The sequence below is a fragment of the Brevundimonas sp. genome, from assembly GCF_035627475.1.
Classification (GTDB): Bacteria; Pseudomonadota; Alphaproteobacteria; order Caulobacterales; family Caulobacteraceae; genus Brevundimonas.
The window spans coordinates 174,198-191,450 of the sequence record NZ_DASPLR010000046.1 but is presented as its reverse complement, the minus strand read 5'-3'; the positions used below and the strand labels follow the sequence as shown (position 1 = coordinate 191,450).

Here is a 17,253-nt window from a genome sequence, read left to right as displayed (position 1 = left end):
CTTCGTTTGGCGGCCTGATCGGGGCTCGTCTCAGGGAGATCGGACGTGAAGACCCCGCTACTGATTCTGGCCCTGACGGCTGTCGCCCTGCCGTCTGGCGCCTGGGCGCAGAGCCCCGCCGACCGGATGCAGAACCACAACACCTTCGAGCGCCTGGGCGACAACATCCGGCTGCAGGGCCTGGAGCAGCAGCAGGACGCCTGGCGGGAGAGCCGCAATCCGCGCGTCGTGCGCCGCGCCGAGGAGGCGGCGGCGCTGATCAACAACGGCGACTGCGACGGCGCCCGCGCGCTGGCGAGGCGCGCCAACGACCAGCGGCTGCTGGCGGGGATCAACCGGGCCTGCGAGACGGAAGCCGCCGCCGCGTCCGCCGCCCCGGCTCCCGCTGCCGCCCCGAACTGATCCGCCTGTCGCTGGCGACATCGGCCGCGCGGACGGCTATAGGCCCGCGCATGTCCGCCTCCACCACCCCGACCCGGGGCCCGCTCCGTTCGTTCGGCCGCATCAAGTCACGCGCGCTGAAGCCGCGGCAGGCGGCGCTGTTCGACACCCTTCTGCCCGAGATCGCAGTGCCCGATCCGGCGGCGGGGCCGATCGATCCGGCGGCGCTGATGCCCGGTGCGAAGGCGGTGTGGCTGGAGATCGGCTTCGGCGGCGGCGAGCATCTGGCCGAGCAGGCGGCGCGCCATCCCGAGGCGCTGATGATCGGCTGCGAGCCCTTCCTGAACGGGGTCGGCTCGGCCCTGCGTCACATCGACGAGCGCGGCCTGAAGAACGTCCGCCTGCACGCCGACGACGCGCGCGCGGTGATGGCCGCCCTCCCGGACGCCTCTCTGGACCGGATCATGATCCTGTTCCCCGACCCCTGGCACAAGGCGCGGCACAACAAGAGGCGGCTGGTGCAGGACGAACTGGCCGTGGAGATCGTGCGTCTGCTCAAGGCCGGCGGCCGGCTGCGCTTCGTCACCGACTGGAAGGACTATGCGGACTGGGCGCTGGAGCGGTTCGAGCGCACGCCGGGGCTGGAATGGACGGCGGACCGTGCCGACGACTGGCGTGAGGCGCCGGCCGACCATGTGGTCACCCGCTACGAAGAGAAGAAGCTGGGGGACACCGCGCCAGTCTTCCTCGATTTCGTTCGCCGCTAGACCTCGCCGGCCGCAAACGCGCGCAGGAAGGCGAGCTGTTCGTCGGTCTCGGGCACCGGGCGGCCGCGGGCGCGGCCGACGCGCAGCACGGCCTCGTCGACGTTCATCCCTCCCGCGATCAGGGCGCTGATGGCAAGCGACGGGGCGCGGCCGAGCCCCGCGTGGCAGTGCACGACCAGCGCCTGTCCCGCCCTCAGCCGGCGATCCATGGCGTGGGCGACGCGGCGGTAGTGTGCGATGTTTACGGGCAAACCGTGGTCCACGACCGGGAAGTTGTAGAAGCCGACGCCGCGCCGCTCGCAGACCGCGGCTTTCTCGGCCAGGCCCAGCCTCGCCGCCTCGTCGGGTTCGAGCAGGCTGACGACATGGTCGACCATGCCGTGGCCCTACTTTTCGATCTGTCCGTTGAGGGCTTCGCCGCCGTCGGGCTTGCGCGACACCCCGAGGCGGCCGGGCGTGTCGAGACCAATCCAGTAGACTTTCATCGCGGACTGTTCTGGCGGGCTGTGACGGCGTTGGCGATGTGTCGGAGATGTTCGCGACGCCCTGGGGGTATCGGGGGGCTGACAAACCCCGTTCACGGGTCTATATGCCCCCTCACATCGTTAGACCGGCGTCCAACGGCGCCGTTTGAAGCGGCGGCCCCGGAGGCCAGCCGCTTTTGTTTTGTCCGGGACCCAATCTTGAAGGCCAAGACCGTCGAAGACCGCGCTCTGCTGGAGCTGATCGAACCCGTGGCGGAAAGCCTGGGCCTCGACGTCGTGCGCGTGCGGCTGATGGGCGGCACTCTGCGCCGGCGGCTGCAGATCATGGCCGAGCGGCCCAGCGACCACGACATCGCGGTCGAAGAATGCGCCCGCCTGAGCCGCGCCGTGTCCGAGGTGCTGGACGCCGCCGATCCGATCAGCGGCGAATACCTGCTGGAAGTGTCTTCGCCGGGGATCGATCGTCCTCTAACCCGCCAGAGCGACTTCGACCTGTTCGAGGGTCACGAGGCGCGGCTGGAGACCGATCGCATGATCGAGGGGCGGAAACGCTTCAAGGGAACGCTCGCCGGGACCGAGGGCGAGAACATCGCGATCGATCTGGAGGGTGAAGAAGACACCGCCCTGATCCCCTTCGACTGGCTGGTCGACGCCAAGCTGGTGCTGACCGACGAACTGATGAAGGCGGGCGCCGAGAAGCGCGCCGCCCGCAACGACAACAACACTGAGACCGAGGACTAAGAGCATGGCTGTCGCCGGCGTTTCCGCGAACCGACTCGAACTGCTGCAGATCGCCGACGCGGTCGCGCGCGAGAAGAACATCGACAAGGAGATCGTGGTCGAGGCGATCGAGGAGGCGATCCAGAAGGGCGCCAAGTCGCGTTACGGCGCCCATCATGACATCCGCGCCAAGATCGACATCAAGTCGGGCGAGCTGGCCCTGACCCGTCACGTCACCGTGGTCGAGGACGACTGGCAGCCGGAAGACGAGCTGGAGGAGTTCAACGACAGCGCCATGGTGCGCCTGAAGGACGCCCTGAAGCGCGACCCTGAGGCCTTCGTAGGCAAGGAATACATCGAAAACCTGCCGCCTTTCGAGTTCGGCCGGGTCCAGACCCAGATGGCCCGCCAGGTGGTCATGGGCAAGGTTCGCGACGCCGAGCGCGCCAACCAGTACGAGGAGTTCAAGGACCGCGTCGGCGAAATCGTCAACGGCACGGTCAAGCGGGTCGAATACGGCAACACCGTCGTCGACCTGGGTCGCGGCGAAGGCATCATGCGCCGCAACGATTCGATCCCGCGCGAGGTGTTCAACATCGGCGACCGGATCCGCACCTACATCTACGACGTGCGCCCGGAGGCCAAGGGGCCGCAGGTCATGCTCAGCCGCGCGCACCCCGGCTTCATGGCCAAGCTGTTCGCCCAGGAAGTGCCCGAGGTCTACGACGGCGTGATCGAGATCCGCGCTGCCGCCCGCGACCCGGGCTCGCGCGCCAAGATGGCCGTACTGTCCAATGATTCCTCGATCGACCCGGTTGGGGCCTGCGTCGGCATGCGCGGCTCGCGCGTCCAGGCGGTGGTCGCCGAGCTGCAGGGCGAGAAGATCGACATCATCCAGTGGAACGCCGACGAGCCGACCTTCATCGTCAACGCCCTCGCCCCGGCCGAAGTGTCGAAGGTGGTGCTGGACGAGGAAGCCGACCGCGTCGAGGTGGTGGTGCCCGACGAACAGCTGTCGCTGGCCATCGGCCGCCGCGGCCAGAACGTCCGCCTCGCTTCACAGCTGACCGGATGGCAGATCGACATCATCACCGAGTCGCAGGACTCCGAGCGTCGCCAGCGGGAGTTCGCCGAGCGCACCGCCCTGTTCCAGGAAGCCCTGGATGTGGACGAGGTCATCGCCCAGCTGCTGGTCACCGAAGGTTTCGCCACGGTCGAGGACCTCGCCTTTGTCGAGCCTTACGAAATTTCGGACATCGAAGGCTTCGACGAGGATACGGCGGAAGAACTGCAGGCCCGCGCCCGTGACTACCTGGATCGTCAGGCCGCCATTCTCGATGCGAAGCGCAAGGAACTGGGTGTCGAGGACGCCGTGCTGGACGTGCCGGGCGTGACGCTTCAGATCGCCGTCGCCCTGGGCGAGGGCGGCGTGAAGACCGTCGAGGACCTGGCCGACCTGGCCACCGACGAAATCCGCGGCGGCTACGAGGTCAAGAATGGCGAGCGGGTCAAGGTTCCGGGCGTTCTGGAAAGCTTCAACCTCGCCCAGGAAGAGGCCGAGATGCTGATCCTGCAAGCGCGCGTGGCGGCCGGCTGGATCGATGCCTCGGAACTGCCGCAGCCGGAGCCTGAACCGGAATATGAGGACGAAGGCGAATACGACGCCGAGGCCGTCTTCGCCGCGCCTGACGGCGAGGGCGAGGATGAGGCGGCGCCGGAAGACGGCGAAGACGAGGTCCCCGCCGGGGACTCCGAACAGCCCGAAAACGCGTGATGGGAGACCGGGCCGTTCATGGGGTTGCGCGACGCGACGATCGATAGGGAACGCCGGGACCTGGTCACCCACCAGGTCATGGATGAATCTCGCCTGATCCGCTTCGTCGCCGCTCCCGACGGCTCGGTCGCTCCCGACCTGGCGCGCAAGCTGCCGGGCCGTGGCCTGTGGGTCGCCGCCGACCGCGCCTCGATCGAGGCGGCGGTGAAGAAGAACCTGTTCTCGCGCGCGGCCAAGGCCCCGCTGAGGCCGTCTGCCGACCTGCCCGATCTGGTGGAAAGCCTGCTGTTCCGGCGCTGCCTGGACCAGCTGGGGCTTGCCCGGCGCGAGGGCGTGCTTATCTCTGGCTTCGAAAAGGCGGCCGCCGCGATCCGATCGGGCAAGGCCGCGTGGATCGTCGAGGCCGCTGACGGGTCCGCCGACGGACGGGGCAAGCTGCTTTCCCTCGCGAAACACCAGACTCCGCCCCCGAAAGTCTGCGGCGCCTTCACGGCGGACGATTTGAGTTTGGCCCTCGGGCTGGAAAATGCGATACACGCCGTCCTGCTTGAGGGCGGGCGGGCCGATCGCTGGACCTTCGAGGTCGAACGACTGGCGGGATTTCGACCGCTTCTGCCCCCGGAGTGGGGCGAGAGGCCGGCTGAGGACCCGGACAAGGATTTGAGCGGGCGGGGTTCTGCTCCCTGATGAGGGGGCGGGGCGCCGCGCGACTTTTTGTGTTTGAACGAGACGGGGGCGGATATCCCGCCCTCCCGAGTAAAGCGACCGGATGACTGACGAGAACGACAAGACCAACGACGGCCCGCAGACCCCGACCGGGACTCCGTCCCAGACGGGACCGCGCGCGCCCCTGAGCCTGAAGCCCCGACAGGCGGGATCGGTCTCGACCGGCACCGTGCGCCAGAGCTTCAGCCACGGCCGCACCAAGACCGTGGTGGTCGAAACCAAGCGCCGCGTCGGCGCGGTCCCCGGGCACCAGCGCCCGCAGGGCTTCGATGTCGCGCGTCCGAAGACGGAGGCGCCCGCCGCCCCTCGTCCGGCCGCCCCGACCCGCGAGGCCGGCGGTCTTTCCGCGTCCGAGCAGGAGGCCCGCCGCCGCGCCATCGAACTGGCCACCCGCCAGCAGGCCGAACGCGAGCGCGCCGCCGCCGAGGAACGCGCCCGCCGCGACGCCGCCGCCCGCGAGCAGGCCGCCGCCGCCGACAAGGCCGCCAGCGCCGCCCAGGCGGAGGCCGCCGCCGCCCGCGCCGCCGCCGAGGCCGCCCGCGCCGAGGCCGCCAAGCTGGCTGCCGCGGCTCCGGTCAAGGCGCCCGTCAAGACTGCGGCCCCCGCCGCCCCGACGAAGGCGTCCGAACCGGCCCCGACCGCCGCTCCGGCTCCGACGGAGGCCGCCGCGCCGCCCGCCGCGCCCGCGCGTCCCGCCCCGCCGGCGCGCCCGGTGGTCAATTTCGGTCAGCGCGCGCCCAAGCCGCAGGCCCCCGGCCGCGCTGCCGCGGAACGTCCCGCCTTCGGCGGCCGCTCGGCGCGCGAAGCCGCCATGGGCGGCGGCGAACGCAACTACGCCGAGCGTCCGCAGGCCGCGGGCCGTCCGCAGGGCGGCGCGTCCCGCCCGGCCGAACCCGTTCGCTACTCGGCCCTGAACCCGCGCCCGGCCCCCGGCGCCGCCCGTCCCGGTCCGCGCACCGGCCCTGCCGGCCGTCCGGCCCCGAACGCCCCGCCGGCGACACCCGACGTCGCCCGTCCCGTGCGCGCCGGTTTCGGCCGCCCCGCGGGCAGCAAGGCCGAGGAGGACCGCGACAAGCGCTTCTCGGACGCCGGTCCCGGCAAGGCCGTCAGCCGCACGCGCGGCGAGCCCAAGCGCCGCGAAGGCCGCCTGACCATCCAGGCCGTGGCCGGTGGCGACGAGGACGCCGCCGAACGGATGCGCTCGCTCGCCTCGGTCCGCCGGGCCCGTGAACGGGAGAAGGAAAAGCGCAAGGGCGGCTCGACCGACGCGCCGAACCGTCCGCGCGAGGTGGTTATTCCCGACGTCATCACCGTGCAGGAACTGTCCAACCGGATGGCCGTGCGCGGCGTCGACATCATCAAATTCCTGATGCGTCAGGGCCTGATGATGAAGATCAACGACGTTATCGACACCGACACCGCCGAACTGGTGGCCGACGAGTTCGGCATGGCCGTCAAGCGCGTTTCGGAATCCGACATCGAGACGGGCTTCCTGTCCGACGCCATCGACGACGAGGCGACCACGCCGCGCGCGCCGGTGGTGGCCATCATGGGCCACGTCGACCACGGCAAGACCTCGCTGCTCGACGCGCTGCGCACCACGGATGTGGCGGCGGGCGAGGCCGGAGGCATCACCCAGCACATCGGCGCCTATCAGGTGCGCCTGGAAGACGGCCAGCGGGTCACCTTCCTCGATACGCCCGGCCACGCGGCGTTCAGCGCCATGCGGGCGCGCGGCGCCAATGTGACGGACATCGTGGTCCTGGTCGTGGCCGCCGACGACGGCGTCATGCCCCAGACCATCGAGGCCATCCAGCACGCCAAGGCGGCCAACGCCCCGATCATCGTGGCGGTCAACAAGATCGACAAGCCGGACGCCAATCCGCAGAAGGTCGTCAACGAACTGCTGCAGTACGAGGTCATCTCGGAAAGCCTGGGCGGTGACGTCCAGATCATCGAGGTGTCGGCCAAGGAGCGGACCAACCTCAATGGCCTGATCGACGCCATCCTGCTGCAGGCCGAGGTCATGGACCTGAAGGCCGATCCGGAGCGCACCTCGGAAGGCGTGGTCATCGAGGCCAAGCTGGACAAGGGCCGCGGTCCGGTCGCGACCGTCTTGGTCAAGCGCGGCACCCTGAAGCGCGGCGACATCGTCGTGGCCGGCTCGGCCTGGGGCAAGGTTCGCGCCCTTCTGGACGAACGCAACGCCCAGCTCACCGAGGCCGGTCCTTCGGTTCCGGTCGAGATTCTCGGCCTCGACGAGGCGCCGTCTCCGGGCGAACCTTTCGCCGTGGTCGAGAGCGAGGCCCGCGCCCGCGAGCTGACCGAATATCGCGCCCGCGTGAAGCGCGAGAAGGCCACCGGCGGGGTCAACCAGGTCTCGCTGGTCGACATGATGTCGAAACTGCAGTCCAAGAAGGTCTCGGAACTGCCCGTGGTCATCAAGGCCGACGTGCAGGGTTCGGCGGAAGCCATCGTCGGCTCGCTCGAGAAGATGGGCAATGAGGAGGTCCGCGCGCGCACCGTCATGTCGGGCGCCGGCGGCATCACCGAGAGCGACGTTCAGCTGGCCAAGTCGGCCGGTGCGCCGATCCTCGGCTTCAACGTCCGCGCCTCGAAACAGGCCCGAGATCTGGCCGAGCGCGAGGGCGTGGAGATCCGCTACTACTCGATCATCTACGACCTGCTCGACGACATGAAGGGCGTGCTCTCGGGCATGCTGGCGCCGCTGCAGCGCGAAACCTTCCTGGGCAACGCCCAGGTGCTGCAGGTGTTCGACATCTCCAAGACCGGCAAGATCGCCGGCTGCCGGGTGTCGGAAGGCGTGGTCCGCAAGGGCGCCAAGGTCCGCATCATCCGCGACGACGTGGTGGTGCTGGAGCTCGGCACGCTCACCACGCTCAAGCGCTTCAAGGACGAGGTCAACGAAGTCCCGTCGGGCCAGGAGTGCGGCATGCATTTCCAGGGCTTCCAGGATATCAAGGCCGGCGACTACATCGAGTGCTTCACGGTCGAAGAGATCAAGCGCACGCTGGACTAGGAGAACGGCGGCGGGAACCCGCCGCCGTTTCGCCGCATCCGTCACGGATCAACGTTTCATGCGCCGTCTCCTGATCCCCATCCTCGCCCTGCTCTCCGTCGCCGGACCGGCCGTGGCAGAGACCCGCTACCTGGCCTATGACGCCGCCGACCGGGTGACGCAGGCTCTGACGCGCGGCGTGACGCTGGAGGCGGATCGGGGCCTGTTCGGCGGCATCAGCGTGCGGCGGATCATCTCCACGTCGCAGCGCGGCGCGGCGGACATCCGGCGGGGTGGTCCGGATGCGGTGCGCCGCGCGCTGCCGGCTGGATCGACCGAAAGCGCGATCTATCACATCGCGCCGGAGGGCGACGGCCGCGGACTGTCGCGCGCCCTGTGCCCGGGATCGGACGACGCCTGGCTGGTGCTCGGCCGGGTCCGGCTCGGCCGGCCGCTGACCCTGCATGCCGTTGGCCGCTGGCCGGACGGGGCCTATCGCCACTGCGTCCAGCTCTCCTATGCGTGGCGCGGCGAGTGGTCGATGCCGCCCGCGCAGGCCGTCGACGACTCCGGCGCCCCTGTCGGGCGATAGGCGTTCACCTCGCCTCCGACCCTCGCTAGGGTCGCGGCCATGACCGCCGCAACGGCCCGCCGCTCCCAGACCGCGATGAAACGCCTCGCCGGCGCTCTGTCGTTCGTCTGCCTGGTGCTGTTCCTGATAGCCATTGAGCAGAGGCACACGGTGGCCGCCTGGGAAGCACTTCGTGACGAGGCCGCGCCCGCCGCGAGGCGGTTGGCGGCCTGGGTCGCCGGTCTTCCCTCCGGGGCCGGTGACGGATTCGAGGGCCTGAAGACTGCGATCCGGGGCGAGGACCGGCCGCTCGCCGCCGTCGCCGGTTCCGCCGCCATCCTGCGTGGGGAATACGGTCCCGCCGATGAGTCAACGCGGGAGGCTGCCGGGTCGCTGACCGTCATCGGGGCCGAACTCCGCTTTGAAAATGGCGACAGCCTGCGCACCCGCCCGCTTCGCATCGCCTTTGGTCGGGAGTCCTTCGCGCCTCGCCAGACCTTCGCCGCCCGTCTCGACGCCCCCGCCGACGCCCAGATCGAACTGCGCGCCGTCGTTCCATCCGGGCGGGGGCAGGGCCACGTCCCGCTCAACCTGTGCGGGGGAGGGCCGGCCGGCGTGGCCGCCCTGCTGCATCGCGGTTCGCGGGTCGATCTGATGCTGTTCCGTCCCGGGTTTGTGATCGACGGCGAGACCCCGCCGTCCGCCCTGTGCGGGGTGTGGAGCTTCGCCGCCCGATGAAGCGCCCGAAGAGACATAGGACGCGCACCGGGCTGGGGCTGCTCGTCGGCGCGGCCCTCGTCGGCCTGGTCGCCGCGCTGTGGACCTGGGCCATCCCGGGTGATCCGGCCCGGTGGCGGGCCGCCCGCCGCGAACCGGGAGTCGAACTGCACCTGCTCGACAACGGTTTCCACACCGACCTGGCCGTTCCGCGCGCGGCGCTGGAGGCCCGGCCCGGCCCGCTGGCCGAGGCCGTGCGCAGTCTGCCTGCCGGCGATTGGATCCTGATAGGCTGGGGCGACGCGAAATTCTATGTCGACCAGAGCCCCATCGAGGGGCGGCTGCCGGACGGGGCGCGGGCTTTCTTCCGGCCGGGCAATCCGTCGGTGATCATGCTCGACCCGGCCCAGCGTGATCCGCGCGTGCTGTTCGCCGGGGAGGGCCGCCGCACGTTCCGCCTGACACCGGCTGGTTTCGCGGCCATGGCCGCCCACATCGAGGCCTCGCTCGACGTCTCGTCGGGCGGCCCACGGATCGCCGCCGCCCGCGCGGGGGACGACGCCCGCTTCTTCGCCAGCCGCGAAACCTTCTCGATCGCCCATCTGTGCAACCATTGGACGGCCGGGGTCCTCAACGCAGCCGGCTTGCCGGTCCGGCCGTTCCGCTCGATCGTCTCGTCCGAGCTGATGGCCGCCATCGACCGGGCGGAACTGGACACTGCCGCCCCGCGGGCCTAGACCGCCGGGCTTCGCTTTTCTCAGCCGGGTCCGAGCCCCGGCGGGCGATCAGGAGCAAGCCATGAGCAGCCGCAAACCCAATCAGAAGGCAGGGACCGTCAGTCAGCGCCAGCTGCGCGCGGCCGAGTTGATCCGCCACGCCCTCGTCGACGTCCTGCGTGAGGAGGACATCCACGACCCGGCCCTGAAAGACGTGTCGGTGACGGTCACCGAGGTGCGGCTGTCGCCGGACCTGAAACACGCCACCTGCTTCGTAGAGCCGCTCGGCGCCGGCGTCGACAGCGCCCCCGTCGCCGGTCATGTCGACGAGATCATCAAGGCGCTGAATGCCCACGCCAAATTTCTGCGTGGCGTGCTGGGACGGCGGATCGACATGCGTTTCACGCCCGACCTGCGCTTCCGCCACGACGAGAGCTTCGCTGCGGCTGAACGACTGAACCGCCTGCTCGACGATCCGCGGGTGCAGGCGGACATCGCCAAGCCCGACGCCGACGACCTCTGATGGGCCGCCGCAAGAAGGGCGACGCCATCAACGGCTGGGTCTGCCTCGACAAGCCGCTTGAGATGGGCTCGACCGAGGCCGTGTCGAAGGTGCGCCGGCTGTTCAACGCCCAGAAAGCGGGCCATGCCGGGACACTCGATCCGCTGGCGTCGGGCATACTGCCCATCGCCCTGGGCGAGGCGACCAAGACCGTGCCGTTCATGATGGACGCCGAGAAGGTCTATCGCTTCACCATCAACTGGGGGATCTCGACCGACAGCCTCGACCGGGAGGGCGAGATCGTCGCCCGATCGGACGTGCGGCCCTCCGTCGAGGCGGTGCGCGCCGCGCTGGAGGCGTTCGTCGGCGAGATCGATCAGGTCCCGCCGCAGTATTCGGCGATCAAGGTCGATGGCCAACGCGCCTACGACCTGGCGCGAGACGGGGCCGAGTTCGAACTGGCGTCGCGCCCGGTGACCATCCACGAGGCTGCGGTCACCGACGCTCCGGACGCCGATCATGTCGAGCTGACTATCCGCACCGGCAAGGGCGTCTATGTGCGCTCGCTGGCCCGCGATCTGGCCGCGGCCCTGGGCGCCGAGGGGCATGTTTCGGCGCTGCGCCGCGAGCGGGTCGGGCCGTTCTCGACGGAAAACGCCGTCACGCTGGATTTCCTGACCGATCTGGTGCATAGGGACGCCGCCTCGGAAGGCTTGCTTCCCGTCGCGACCGCCCTGGACGACATCCCGGAGCTGGCCGTGACGGATCAGGACGCCTTCTCGCTTCGGCAGGGACGGCCGATCGTTCTGCTCCCCAGACAGGTCGAAACGCTCAAGAGCCGCCTTCGGGAGGGCTCGAGAACCGTTTCAGCCTTTCAGGGCCAGACCCTCGTCGCTCTCGGTCAGTTGCGGGCCGGCCGGCTAGAACCCGACCGCGTTTTCAATCTCCCCTGAATGCAGGGGACTCCAGCATGGAGCTACCCGATGTCGATTACTGCTGAACGCAAGCACGAAGTCATCGCCGACAACGCCCGCAGCGAAGCGGACACCGGTTCGGCCGAGGTCCAGGTCGCGATCCTTTCGGAACGCATCGCCAACCTCACCGAACACTTCAAGACGCACAAGAAGGACAACCACTCGCGCCGCGGCCTGCTCAAGATGGTCTCGCAGCGCCGTCGCCTTCTTGACCACCTGTCGAAGGTCGATCGCGAGCGCTACACGGCGCTGATCACCAAGCTGAACCTGCGCCGCTAAGGGGCGCCGGGAACGGGCGGAAGAGTTTTTCGAGGCGCGGGCCATGTCCGCGCCTCGTTCCGCATCCAGAACCACCCGTGCGCCGCGGGATTATCCGGCGCAGACGCGAGGGCTGAACACCGGTCCTCAACCACTCCCGGGCGTTTCGCGATGGCGCGGACGTCCATGGACCGAAGGACTGAACGCCCGACGCTCCACCCACTGATGGGACCCCGCGCGGAATCCGCCCGCGGGATACGAAAGACGAAACATGTTCGATATCAAACGCAAGACGATCGAGTGGGCCGGACGCCCGCTGACGCTGGAGACGGGCCGCATCGCCCGTCAGGCCGACGGCGCCGTGCTGGCGACCTACGGCGAGACCGTGGTCCTGGCCACCGTCGTCTACGGCCGCGCGCCCAAGCCGGGCCTGGATTTCTTCCCGCTGACCGTCAACTACCAGGAAAAGACCTTCGCCGCCGGCAAGATTCCGGGCGGCTATTTCAAGCGTGAAGGCCGTCCGACCGAGAAGGAGACCTTGGTCTCCCGTCTGATCGACCGCCCGATCCGCCCGCTGTTCGTCAAGGGCTTCAAGAACGAGACCCAGGTCATCGTCACCGTCCTCCAGCATGACATGGAGAACGACCCCGATGTGCTGGGCATGATCGCCGCCTCGGCCGCCCTGACCATATCGGGCGTGCCCTTCATGGGCCCGATCGGCTCGGCCCGCGTCGGCTACATCGACGGCGAGCTGGTGCTCAACCCCACCCTCGACCAGATGCCCGACAGCCAGCTCGACCTCGTCGTCGCCGGCACCCAGGACGCACTGATGATGGTCGAATCCGAGGCCAAGGAGCTGTCGGAAGAGATCATGCTCAACGCCCTGATGTTTGCGCATCGCGGCATGCAGCCGGTGATCGACGCGATCATCGACCTGGCCGAGCACGCCGCCAAGGAGCCGTTCGACTTCCAGCCTGACGACGTCTCGGACGTGGTCGCCTCGATCCAGAAGCTGGTCGGCGAGGACATCAAGGCCGCCTACACTCACGTGGGCAAGTACGACCGCCGCTCGGGCGTCGACGTGGCCAAGAAGAAGGCCGCCGAAGCCCTGGTGAAGACGGACGAGAAGCCGGACGGCGTCGACGCCTCCAAGTTCGCCACGGCGTTCAAGGAATGCGAGGCCCACGTCCTGCGTCGCGACATCATCGAGAACGGTCACCGGGTCGATGGCCGCGCCCTCGACAAGGTCCGCCCGATCGTCTCGGAAGTGGGCGTCTTCCCGCGCACCCACGGCTCGGCCCTGTTCACCCGCGGTGAAACCCAGGCCATCGTCGTCGCCACGCTCGGCACCGGCGAGGACGAGCAGTACGTCGACGCCCTGAGCGGGACGTACAAGGAGAAGTTCCTGCTTCACTACAACTTCCCTCCCTATTCGGTCGGCGAGACCGGGCGGATGGGCGGCGCTGGCCGTCGGGAAATCGGTCACGGCAAGCTGGCCTGGCGGGCGATCCGTCCGATGCTGCCGTCGTCGGAGGAATTCCCCTACACCATCCGTCTGGTGTCGGAGATCACCGAGTCCAACGGCTCCTCGTCGATGGCCACGGTCTGCGGTTCGTCGCTGGCCCTGATGGACGCCGGTGTGCCGCTGAAGCGTCCGGTCTCCGGCATCGCCATGGGCCTGATCCTCGAGCCCTCGGGCGAGTTCGCCATCCTGTCCGATATCCTGGGTGACGAAGATCACCTCGGCGACATGGACTTCAAGGTGGCCGGCACGCGCGAAGGCATCACCAGCCTGCAGATGGACATCAAGGTCGCGGGCATCACCGAAGAAATCATGCGCAAGGCGATCGCCCAGGCTTCGGCCGGCCGCCTGCACATCCTCGACGAGATGGACAAGGCCATGGAGGCGCCGCGCGCCGAACTGGGCGAGTTCGCTCCGAAGATCGAGCAGATCAAGGTCCCGGTCGACAAGATCCGGGACATCATCGGCACCGGCGGCAAGATCATCCGCGAGATCGTCGAAAAGACCGGCGCCAAGATCAACATCGAGGACGACGGCACGGTGAAGATCGCCGCCTCGGAGCAGGAGAAGATCGACGCGGCCAAGAATTGGATCTCGTCGATCGTGTCCGAGCCCGAGCCCGGCATGATCTACACCGGCAAGGTGGTGAAGGTCGTCGACTTCGGCGCCTTCGTGAACTTCTTCGGCGCCAAGGACGGCCTCGTCCACGTGTCGCAGATCTCGATGGAACGCGTCGCCAACCCCGCCGACGTCCTGACCGAAGGCCAGGAAGTGAAGGTGAAGTTCCTCGGCATGGACGACCGCGGCAAGACCAAGCTGTCGATGAAGGTCGTCGATCAGGAGACCGGCGAGGACCTGACCGACAAGATCAACGCCGAGCGCGCCGAGCGCGGCGAGCCCCCGATGTCGGAAGACACCGGCGGCCGTCCGAAGCGCGAAGGCGGCGGCGACCGCGATCGCGGCCGCAGCCGTCGCTAGGCCGCGTCGTCGCTGAATGAAAGAAGGCCCCGGTGCAAACGCCGGGGCCTTTTTCGTCGTCGCCTCAGTCCGGCTTGATCGCCAGCCTCGCCGTCGCCAGGCGAGCGCCCTTGCGCCCGGGTGCGGCGGTCGCCGTGCCGCCCCAGGCCATGGTCGAGGCGGCGGAATAGTTCCACACGGCCGCCAGCAGGGCGCCGGACAGGCCGGCGAGGACGGCGGGGGTGTGCAGGGCGTGAAGGCCCATGCCCACGGACTGGTTGATCAGGGCCCCGCCGGTGCAGGCCGCGTAGAAGGCCAGCAGCCCGCGCCAGAACGCCGGACCCGTCAGCCGCCGGTCGCGGAAGGTCAGCAGGTTGTTGAGGGCGAAATTGCTGGTCATCGCAGCGCCGACAGAAACCGCCTGGGCGGCCCAGTAGTCCGTGCCGGCCGCGACGAGGCCCGCCAGCAGGGCGACATTGACCGCGACCCCGGTCGAGCCGACGGCGCCGAAAAGCACGAAGCGCGCCGACAGCAGGCCGCGCGAGCGCTTCTCGACGAGTTGCGCGCCCAGTTCCGCGATCACCCGGGCGTCGAGCTTGGACTCCCCGGCCAGGCGCGAGCGGAGCATGGTCGGAGTCTCGAACACCTTCGGGGCCCGCCGCCCCGACAGGGCGAGGTCGAGCAGGACCTTGTAGCCGACCGGCGACATGCGCGGCCGGGCCTCGTCCAGCCACTCCCGGCGGAACAGGAACAGGCCAGCCAGCGGGTCCGTGGTCGGCGTTCCGGTCACCACCTGCGCCAGCATGGTGCCGCAGCGGCTGAGCCCGTGGCGGAAGCCCGTCAGCCCGGTGCGCGCCCCCGGCGCGTAGCGGCTGGCCACGGCGATGTCGGCGCCGGAGGCTTCCAGCCCCGCCAGCAGCCGCGGCAGGACGGCGGGATCGTGCTGACCGTCGCCGTCCATCAGGCCCATCACCCGGCCGCGCGCCATGGCCCAGCCGGCCGCCGCGGCGGTGGCGAGTCCGCGCTCCCCCCGCCGGCGCAGCAGGAGGATCCGGCCATCCTCGCGCGCACAGGCGCGGACGGCGTCGGCGGTGCGCTCATCCGTGGAATCGTCGACCACGATGATCTCGGCCCGGACGCCCGCCAGGTGACCGAGCGCCTCGCGCAGCACCGGGCCGATCGACCCGGACTCATCGAGCGTGCAGATCACCAGGGACAGTTCGGGAGCCATCAGGGCCTCGCCATGGAAAGGGTTGAGAGGTTGGACGCATTGGCCCGCGCCGGGTCGGTGGCGGTGGCGCGCCGCACGACGAGGATCAGCAGGGCGAGGATCACCAGCGGCGCGACGGGCAGACCCGCGCCGAGGGCGAGCGGCCGCGCCACGAGCGGCAGGATGAAGGCCCCGACCAGCGCCAGCTTCTCCCACGGACGGAAGCCGTCCCGCATCGCCTCGCGGAACAGCCAGGCCAGCGGAATGGCCAGAAGGGTGAGGTCGTAGTCGAGCAGGAAGGGTGTGGCGAGCAGTGTCGCGCCGGCCAGCACCGCGCCGCGGGCTGCGTCCGCCGCCCGGCGCGTGATCCAGAGGGCGGCGACCGCCGCGGCCATGGCGGCCGCCTGCACAGCCCAGGCCAGACCGCCGTCGGCCCCGAGCAGGCGGGCCCCGGCGTAGGCGCTCTGCATCCGGGCGTAGCCAACCAGATCCTGCTCCAGGGCCGCCCGGGCGAGGCCGGTGGTGTCGAGAAAGCCGCGCCAGGCGTCAGGGCCGAAGGCGAGCAGGGAGACGAGGCACAGGCCGACCGCGGTGAGCCCGGCCGCGAAGAAGGCCCGCCAGTTGGCGGTCAGGATCAGGAACAGGGGGACCAGCAGCGCCAGATGCGGCTTGATGACGAGGGCCCCGAAGAGCGCTCCCGCCAGCCAGGGCCGGCGCTGCGCCGTCAGGGCGGCGGCGCCGAACAGGGCGGCCGTCAGGAAGCCGTTCTGGCCATGACCGGCATTCACCAGCACGGCCGGGAAGGCGAGGATCGGAAGCCAGCCGCCGTCCGGCCCCAGCCAGCGCCGGACCACGGCGACCCAGGCCGCCCCGGTGGCCACGAGCCACAGCGCCAGCGAAACCAGATAGGGCGCCAGGGCCAGCGGCAGGCAGAGCAACAGATACGGCGGGGGATAGAAGAAGGCGGCGTATCCGGCCCGCTCTCCGAACAGGGCGGCCTGGGCGGCGCGATGCGCCTCCACGTCCCAAGGCGCGGAGGCCGGGCCCGCGAGGGCCAGCTGCGACGCCGTCCAGAAGCTGGCGAAATCGGTGCCGAGCGCCTTGCCCAAGGGATCGAGCAGGCCCGACGACAGGCCCAAATAGGTCATGGCGATCAGGGCCGAGGCGGCCCCCAGGATCAGCGCATAGGCCCGGGCCCGCTCGGCGCCGAACCAGTCGGCGGTGCGGATCAGGCTCCAGTATCGCTCGGACCGGGGCCCCATGCATCCTCCGCCAGTAGAGGACCAGATGACCCGAAGATGCTTAAGGTCCGATGTGACGACACGGTTGACGGAGGCTTAATCCGGCATCGGCGGACGCCCCTAGCGCGGCGCCCGCTTGGCCAGGATCCGCTGCAGGGTCCGCCGGTGCATGCCCAGCCGCCGGGCGGTCTCGGAGACATTGTGGTCGCACAGTTCGTAGACGCGCTGGATATGCTCCCAGCGGACCCGGTCGGCGCTCATGGGATTGTCGGGCGGCTCGGGGGCTTCCCCCGTGGCCAGCAGGGCCTTGACCACGTCGTCGGCGTCGGCTGGCTTCTGCAGATAGTCGACCGCGCCGGCCTTCACCGCCGCCACGGCGGTGGCGATGGCGCCGTAGCCGGTGAGCATGACGATGCGGCTGTCCTCGCGCTGGTCGCGGATGGCCTCGACGACCTTGAGCCCATTGCCATCCTCAAGCCGCATGTCGAGGACGGCGAAGGCGGGAACGGAGGTGCGCAGCGCCTCGCGGGCCTCGGCCACCGAGGCGGCCGTGGTGACCTCGAAGCCGCGGCTTTCCAGCGCCCGTCCGAGCCGCGTGCGCAGGGCGTTGTCGTCGTCGAGCAGCAGGAGGGTCTTGTCCGCCAGGGCGGCGATCCGGGCTTCAGTTTCGGGCATCGGCGTTCTCCTGCTGGCTCAAGTCGGTAACGGCGGGT

General features: G+C 69.7%; 17 protein-coding genes. 13 read left to right on the top strand and 4 right to left on the bottom strand.

Features of this window, described 5'->3' with window-relative positions; all coding sequences use genetic code 11:
* Positions 1 to 45 precede the first annotated feature (45 nt).
* Both VEA62_RS13440 and trmB read left to right on the top strand, forming a co-directional pair.
* Entirely contained in the window at positions 46 to 402 is a 357-nt protein-coding gene (locus VEA62_RS13440) for a hypothetical protein (protein WP_324822679.1), read from the top strand.
* A 50-nt stretch (positions 403 to 452) separates the two neighbouring features.
* Positions 453 to 1,148 carry a tRNA (guanosine(46)-N7)-methyltransferase TrmB gene (gene trmB / locus VEA62_RS13435; protein ID WP_324822677.1) on the top strand — a complete coding sequence of 232 codons (696 nt, stop codon included), beginning with the start codon at positions 453 to 455 and terminating at the stop codon, positions 1,146 to 1,148.
* On the opposite strand, the gene VEA62_RS13430 is transcribed toward trmB, so the two are convergent.
* Positions 1,145 to 1,525, bottom strand: coding sequence for a hypothetical protein (locus tag VEA62_RS13430; protein ID WP_324822675.1), 381 nt, complete (start codon positions 1,523 to 1,525; stop codon positions 1,145 to 1,147). The two genes, trmB and VEA62_RS13430, sit on opposite strands and share 4 nt — an antisense overlap.
* 306 nt (positions 1,526 to 1,831) lie before the next feature.
* Here VEA62_RS13430 and rimP point away from each other — a divergent pair, with 306 nt between their 5' ends.
* From rimP to pnp, 11 genes are all read left to right on the top strand, one after another.
* Positions 1,832 to 2,374 carry a ribosome maturation factor RimP gene (gene rimP / locus VEA62_RS13425; RefSeq protein ID WP_324822673.1) on the top strand — a complete coding sequence of 181 codons (543 nt, stop codon included), beginning with the start codon at positions 1,832 to 1,834 and terminating at the stop codon, positions 2,372 to 2,374.
* Between the two features lie 4 nt (positions 2,375 to 2,378).
* Positions 2,379 to 4,127 carry a transcription termination factor NusA gene (nusA, locus tag VEA62_RS13420; protein ID WP_324822671.1) on the top strand — a complete coding sequence of 583 codons (1,749 nt, stop codon included), beginning with the start codon at positions 2,379 to 2,381 and terminating at the stop codon, positions 4,125 to 4,127.
* A gap of 18 nt (positions 4,128 to 4,145) precedes the next feature.
* Positions 4,146 to 4,814, top strand: coding sequence for an RNA-binding protein (locus tag VEA62_RS13415; protein WP_324822669.1), 669 nt, complete (start codon positions 4,146 to 4,148; stop codon positions 4,812 to 4,814).
* Positions 4,815 to 4,896: 82 nt separating this feature from the next.
* On the top strand, positions 4,897 to 7,893 hold the full coding sequence (infB, locus tag VEA62_RS13410; RefSeq protein WP_324822666.1) for a translation initiation factor IF-2: 2,997 nt from the start codon (positions 4,897 to 4,899) through the stop codon (positions 7,891 to 7,893).
* 58 nt (positions 7,894 to 7,951) lie between these two features.
* The gene (locus tag VEA62_RS13405; RefSeq protein WP_324822665.1) at positions 7,952 to 8,464 is read left to right on the top strand and encodes a hypothetical protein; all 513 of its coding nucleotides are present in this window, start codon (positions 7,952 to 7,954) and stop codon (positions 8,462 to 8,464) included.
* Between the two features lie 39 nt (positions 8,465 to 8,503).
* Complete coding sequence (locus tag VEA62_RS13400) at positions 8,504 to 9,181, top strand: hypothetical protein (RefSeq protein WP_324822663.1); 678 nt, start codon at positions 8,504 to 8,506, stop codon at positions 9,179 to 9,181.
* On the top strand, positions 9,178 to 9,897 hold the full coding sequence (locus VEA62_RS13395) for a DUF2459 domain-containing protein (RefSeq protein WP_324822661.1): 720 nt from the start codon (positions 9,178 to 9,180) through the stop codon (positions 9,895 to 9,897). The genes VEA62_RS13400 and VEA62_RS13395 overlap by 4 nt, the downstream gene beginning before the upstream one ends.
* A gap of 61 nt (positions 9,898 to 9,958) precedes the next feature.
* Positions 9,959 to 10,399 (top strand): 30S ribosome-binding factor RbfA, encoded by a 441-nt coding sequence (gene rbfA / locus VEA62_RS13390; RefSeq protein WP_324822659.1) that lies wholly within the window; start codon positions 9,959 to 9,961, stop codon positions 10,397 to 10,399.
* A complete protein-coding gene (gene truB / locus VEA62_RS13385) occupies positions 10,399 to 11,331 on the top strand; it encodes a tRNA pseudouridine(55) synthase TruB (RefSeq protein WP_324822657.1) in 933 nt (310 codons plus the stop codon). The genes rbfA and truB overlap by 1 nt, the downstream gene beginning before the upstream one ends.
* 30 nt (positions 11,332 to 11,361) lie before the next feature.
* Entirely contained in the window at positions 11,362 to 11,631 is a 270-nt protein-coding gene (rpsO, locus tag VEA62_RS13380) for a 30S ribosomal protein S15 (RefSeq protein WP_168045395.1), read from the top strand.
* 250 nt (positions 11,632 to 11,881) lie between these two features.
* The gene (gene pnp / locus VEA62_RS13375; protein WP_324822654.1) at positions 11,882 to 14,110 is read left to right on the top strand and encodes a polyribonucleotide nucleotidyltransferase; all 2,229 of its coding nucleotides are present in this window, start codon (positions 11,882 to 11,884) and stop codon (positions 14,108 to 14,110) included.
* Between the two features lie 64 nt (positions 14,111 to 14,174).
* Here the strand turns inward: pnp and VEA62_RS13370 are convergent, their stop codons facing one another.
* The 3 genes from VEA62_RS13370 to VEA62_RS13360 all read right to left on the bottom strand — a co-directional run bounded on the left by VEA62_RS13370 (position 14,175) and on the right by VEA62_RS13360 (position 17,215).
* Positions 14,175 to 15,320: a glycosyltransferase gene (locus VEA62_RS13370; RefSeq protein ID WP_324822653.1), complete on the bottom strand. Its 1,146-nt coding sequence runs from the start codon at positions 15,318 to 15,320 to the stop codon at positions 14,175 to 14,177.
* Complete coding sequence (locus VEA62_RS13365) at positions 15,320 to 16,561, bottom strand: glycosyltransferase family 87 protein (RefSeq protein ID WP_324822651.1); 1,242 nt, start codon at positions 16,559 to 16,561, stop codon at positions 15,320 to 15,322. Before VEA62_RS13365 ends, VEA62_RS13370 begins: the two co-directional genes overlap by 1 nt.
* A 99-nt stretch (positions 16,562 to 16,660) precedes the next feature.
* Positions 16,661 to 17,215, bottom strand: a complete 555-nt coding sequence (locus VEA62_RS13360) for an ActR/PrrA/RegA family redox response regulator transcription factor (protein WP_324822649.1) — start codon at positions 17,213 to 17,215, stop codon at positions 16,661 to 16,663.
* Between the last annotated feature and the right edge of the window lie 38 nt (positions 17,216 to 17,253).

Coding starts and splice junctions, on each gene's coding strand:
- VEA62_RS13395 (WP_324822661.1), top strand. CDS start 9,178: ATGAAGCGCCCGAAGAGACATAGGACGCGCACCGGGCTGGGGCTGCTC.
- trmB (WP_324822677.1), top strand. CDS start 453: ATGTCCGCCTCCACCACCCCGACCCGGGGCCCGCTCCGTTCGTTCGGC.
- rpsO (WP_168045395.1), top strand. CDS start 11,362: ATGTCGATTACTGCTGAACGCAAGCACGAAGTCATCGCCGACAACGCC.
- VEA62_RS13430 (WP_324822675.1), bottom strand. CDS start 1,525: ATGGTCGACCATGTCGTCAGCCTGCTCGAACCCGACGAGGCGGCGAGG.
- VEA62_RS13360 (WP_324822649.1), bottom strand. CDS start 17,215: ATGCCCGAAACTGAAGCCCGGATCGCCGCCCTGGCGGACAAGACCCTC.
- VEA62_RS13365 (WP_324822651.1), bottom strand. CDS start 16,561: ATGGGGCCCCGGTCCGAGCGATACTGGAGCCTGATCCGCACCGCCGAC.
- VEA62_RS13370 (WP_324822653.1), bottom strand. CDS start 15,320: ATGGCTCCCGAACTGTCCCTGGTGATCTGCACGCTCGATGAGTCCGGG.
- truB (WP_324822657.1), top strand. CDS start 10,399: ATGGGCCGCCGCAAGAAGGGCGACGCCATCAACGGCTGGGTCTGCCTC.
- pnp (WP_324822654.1), top strand. CDS start 11,882: ATGTTCGATATCAAACGCAAGACGATCGAGTGGGCCGGACGCCCGCTG.
- nusA (WP_324822671.1), top strand. CDS start 2,379: ATGGCTGTCGCCGGCGTTTCCGCGAACCGACTCGAACTGCTGCAGATC.
- VEA62_RS13405 (WP_324822665.1), top strand. CDS start 7,952: ATGCGCCGTCTCCTGATCCCCATCCTCGCCCTGCTCTCCGTCGCCGGA.
- infB (WP_324822666.1), top strand. CDS start 4,897: ATGACTGACGAGAACGACAAGACCAACGACGGCCCGCAGACCCCGACC.
- VEA62_RS13415 (WP_324822669.1), top strand. CDS start 4,146: ATGGGGTTGCGCGACGCGACGATCGATAGGGAACGCCGGGACCTGGTC.
- rbfA (WP_324822659.1), top strand. CDS start 9,959: ATGAGCAGCCGCAAACCCAATCAGAAGGCAGGGACCGTCAGTCAGCGC.
- VEA62_RS13400 (WP_324822663.1), top strand. CDS start 8,504: ATGACCGCCGCAACGGCCCGCCGCTCCCAGACCGCGATGAAACGCCTC.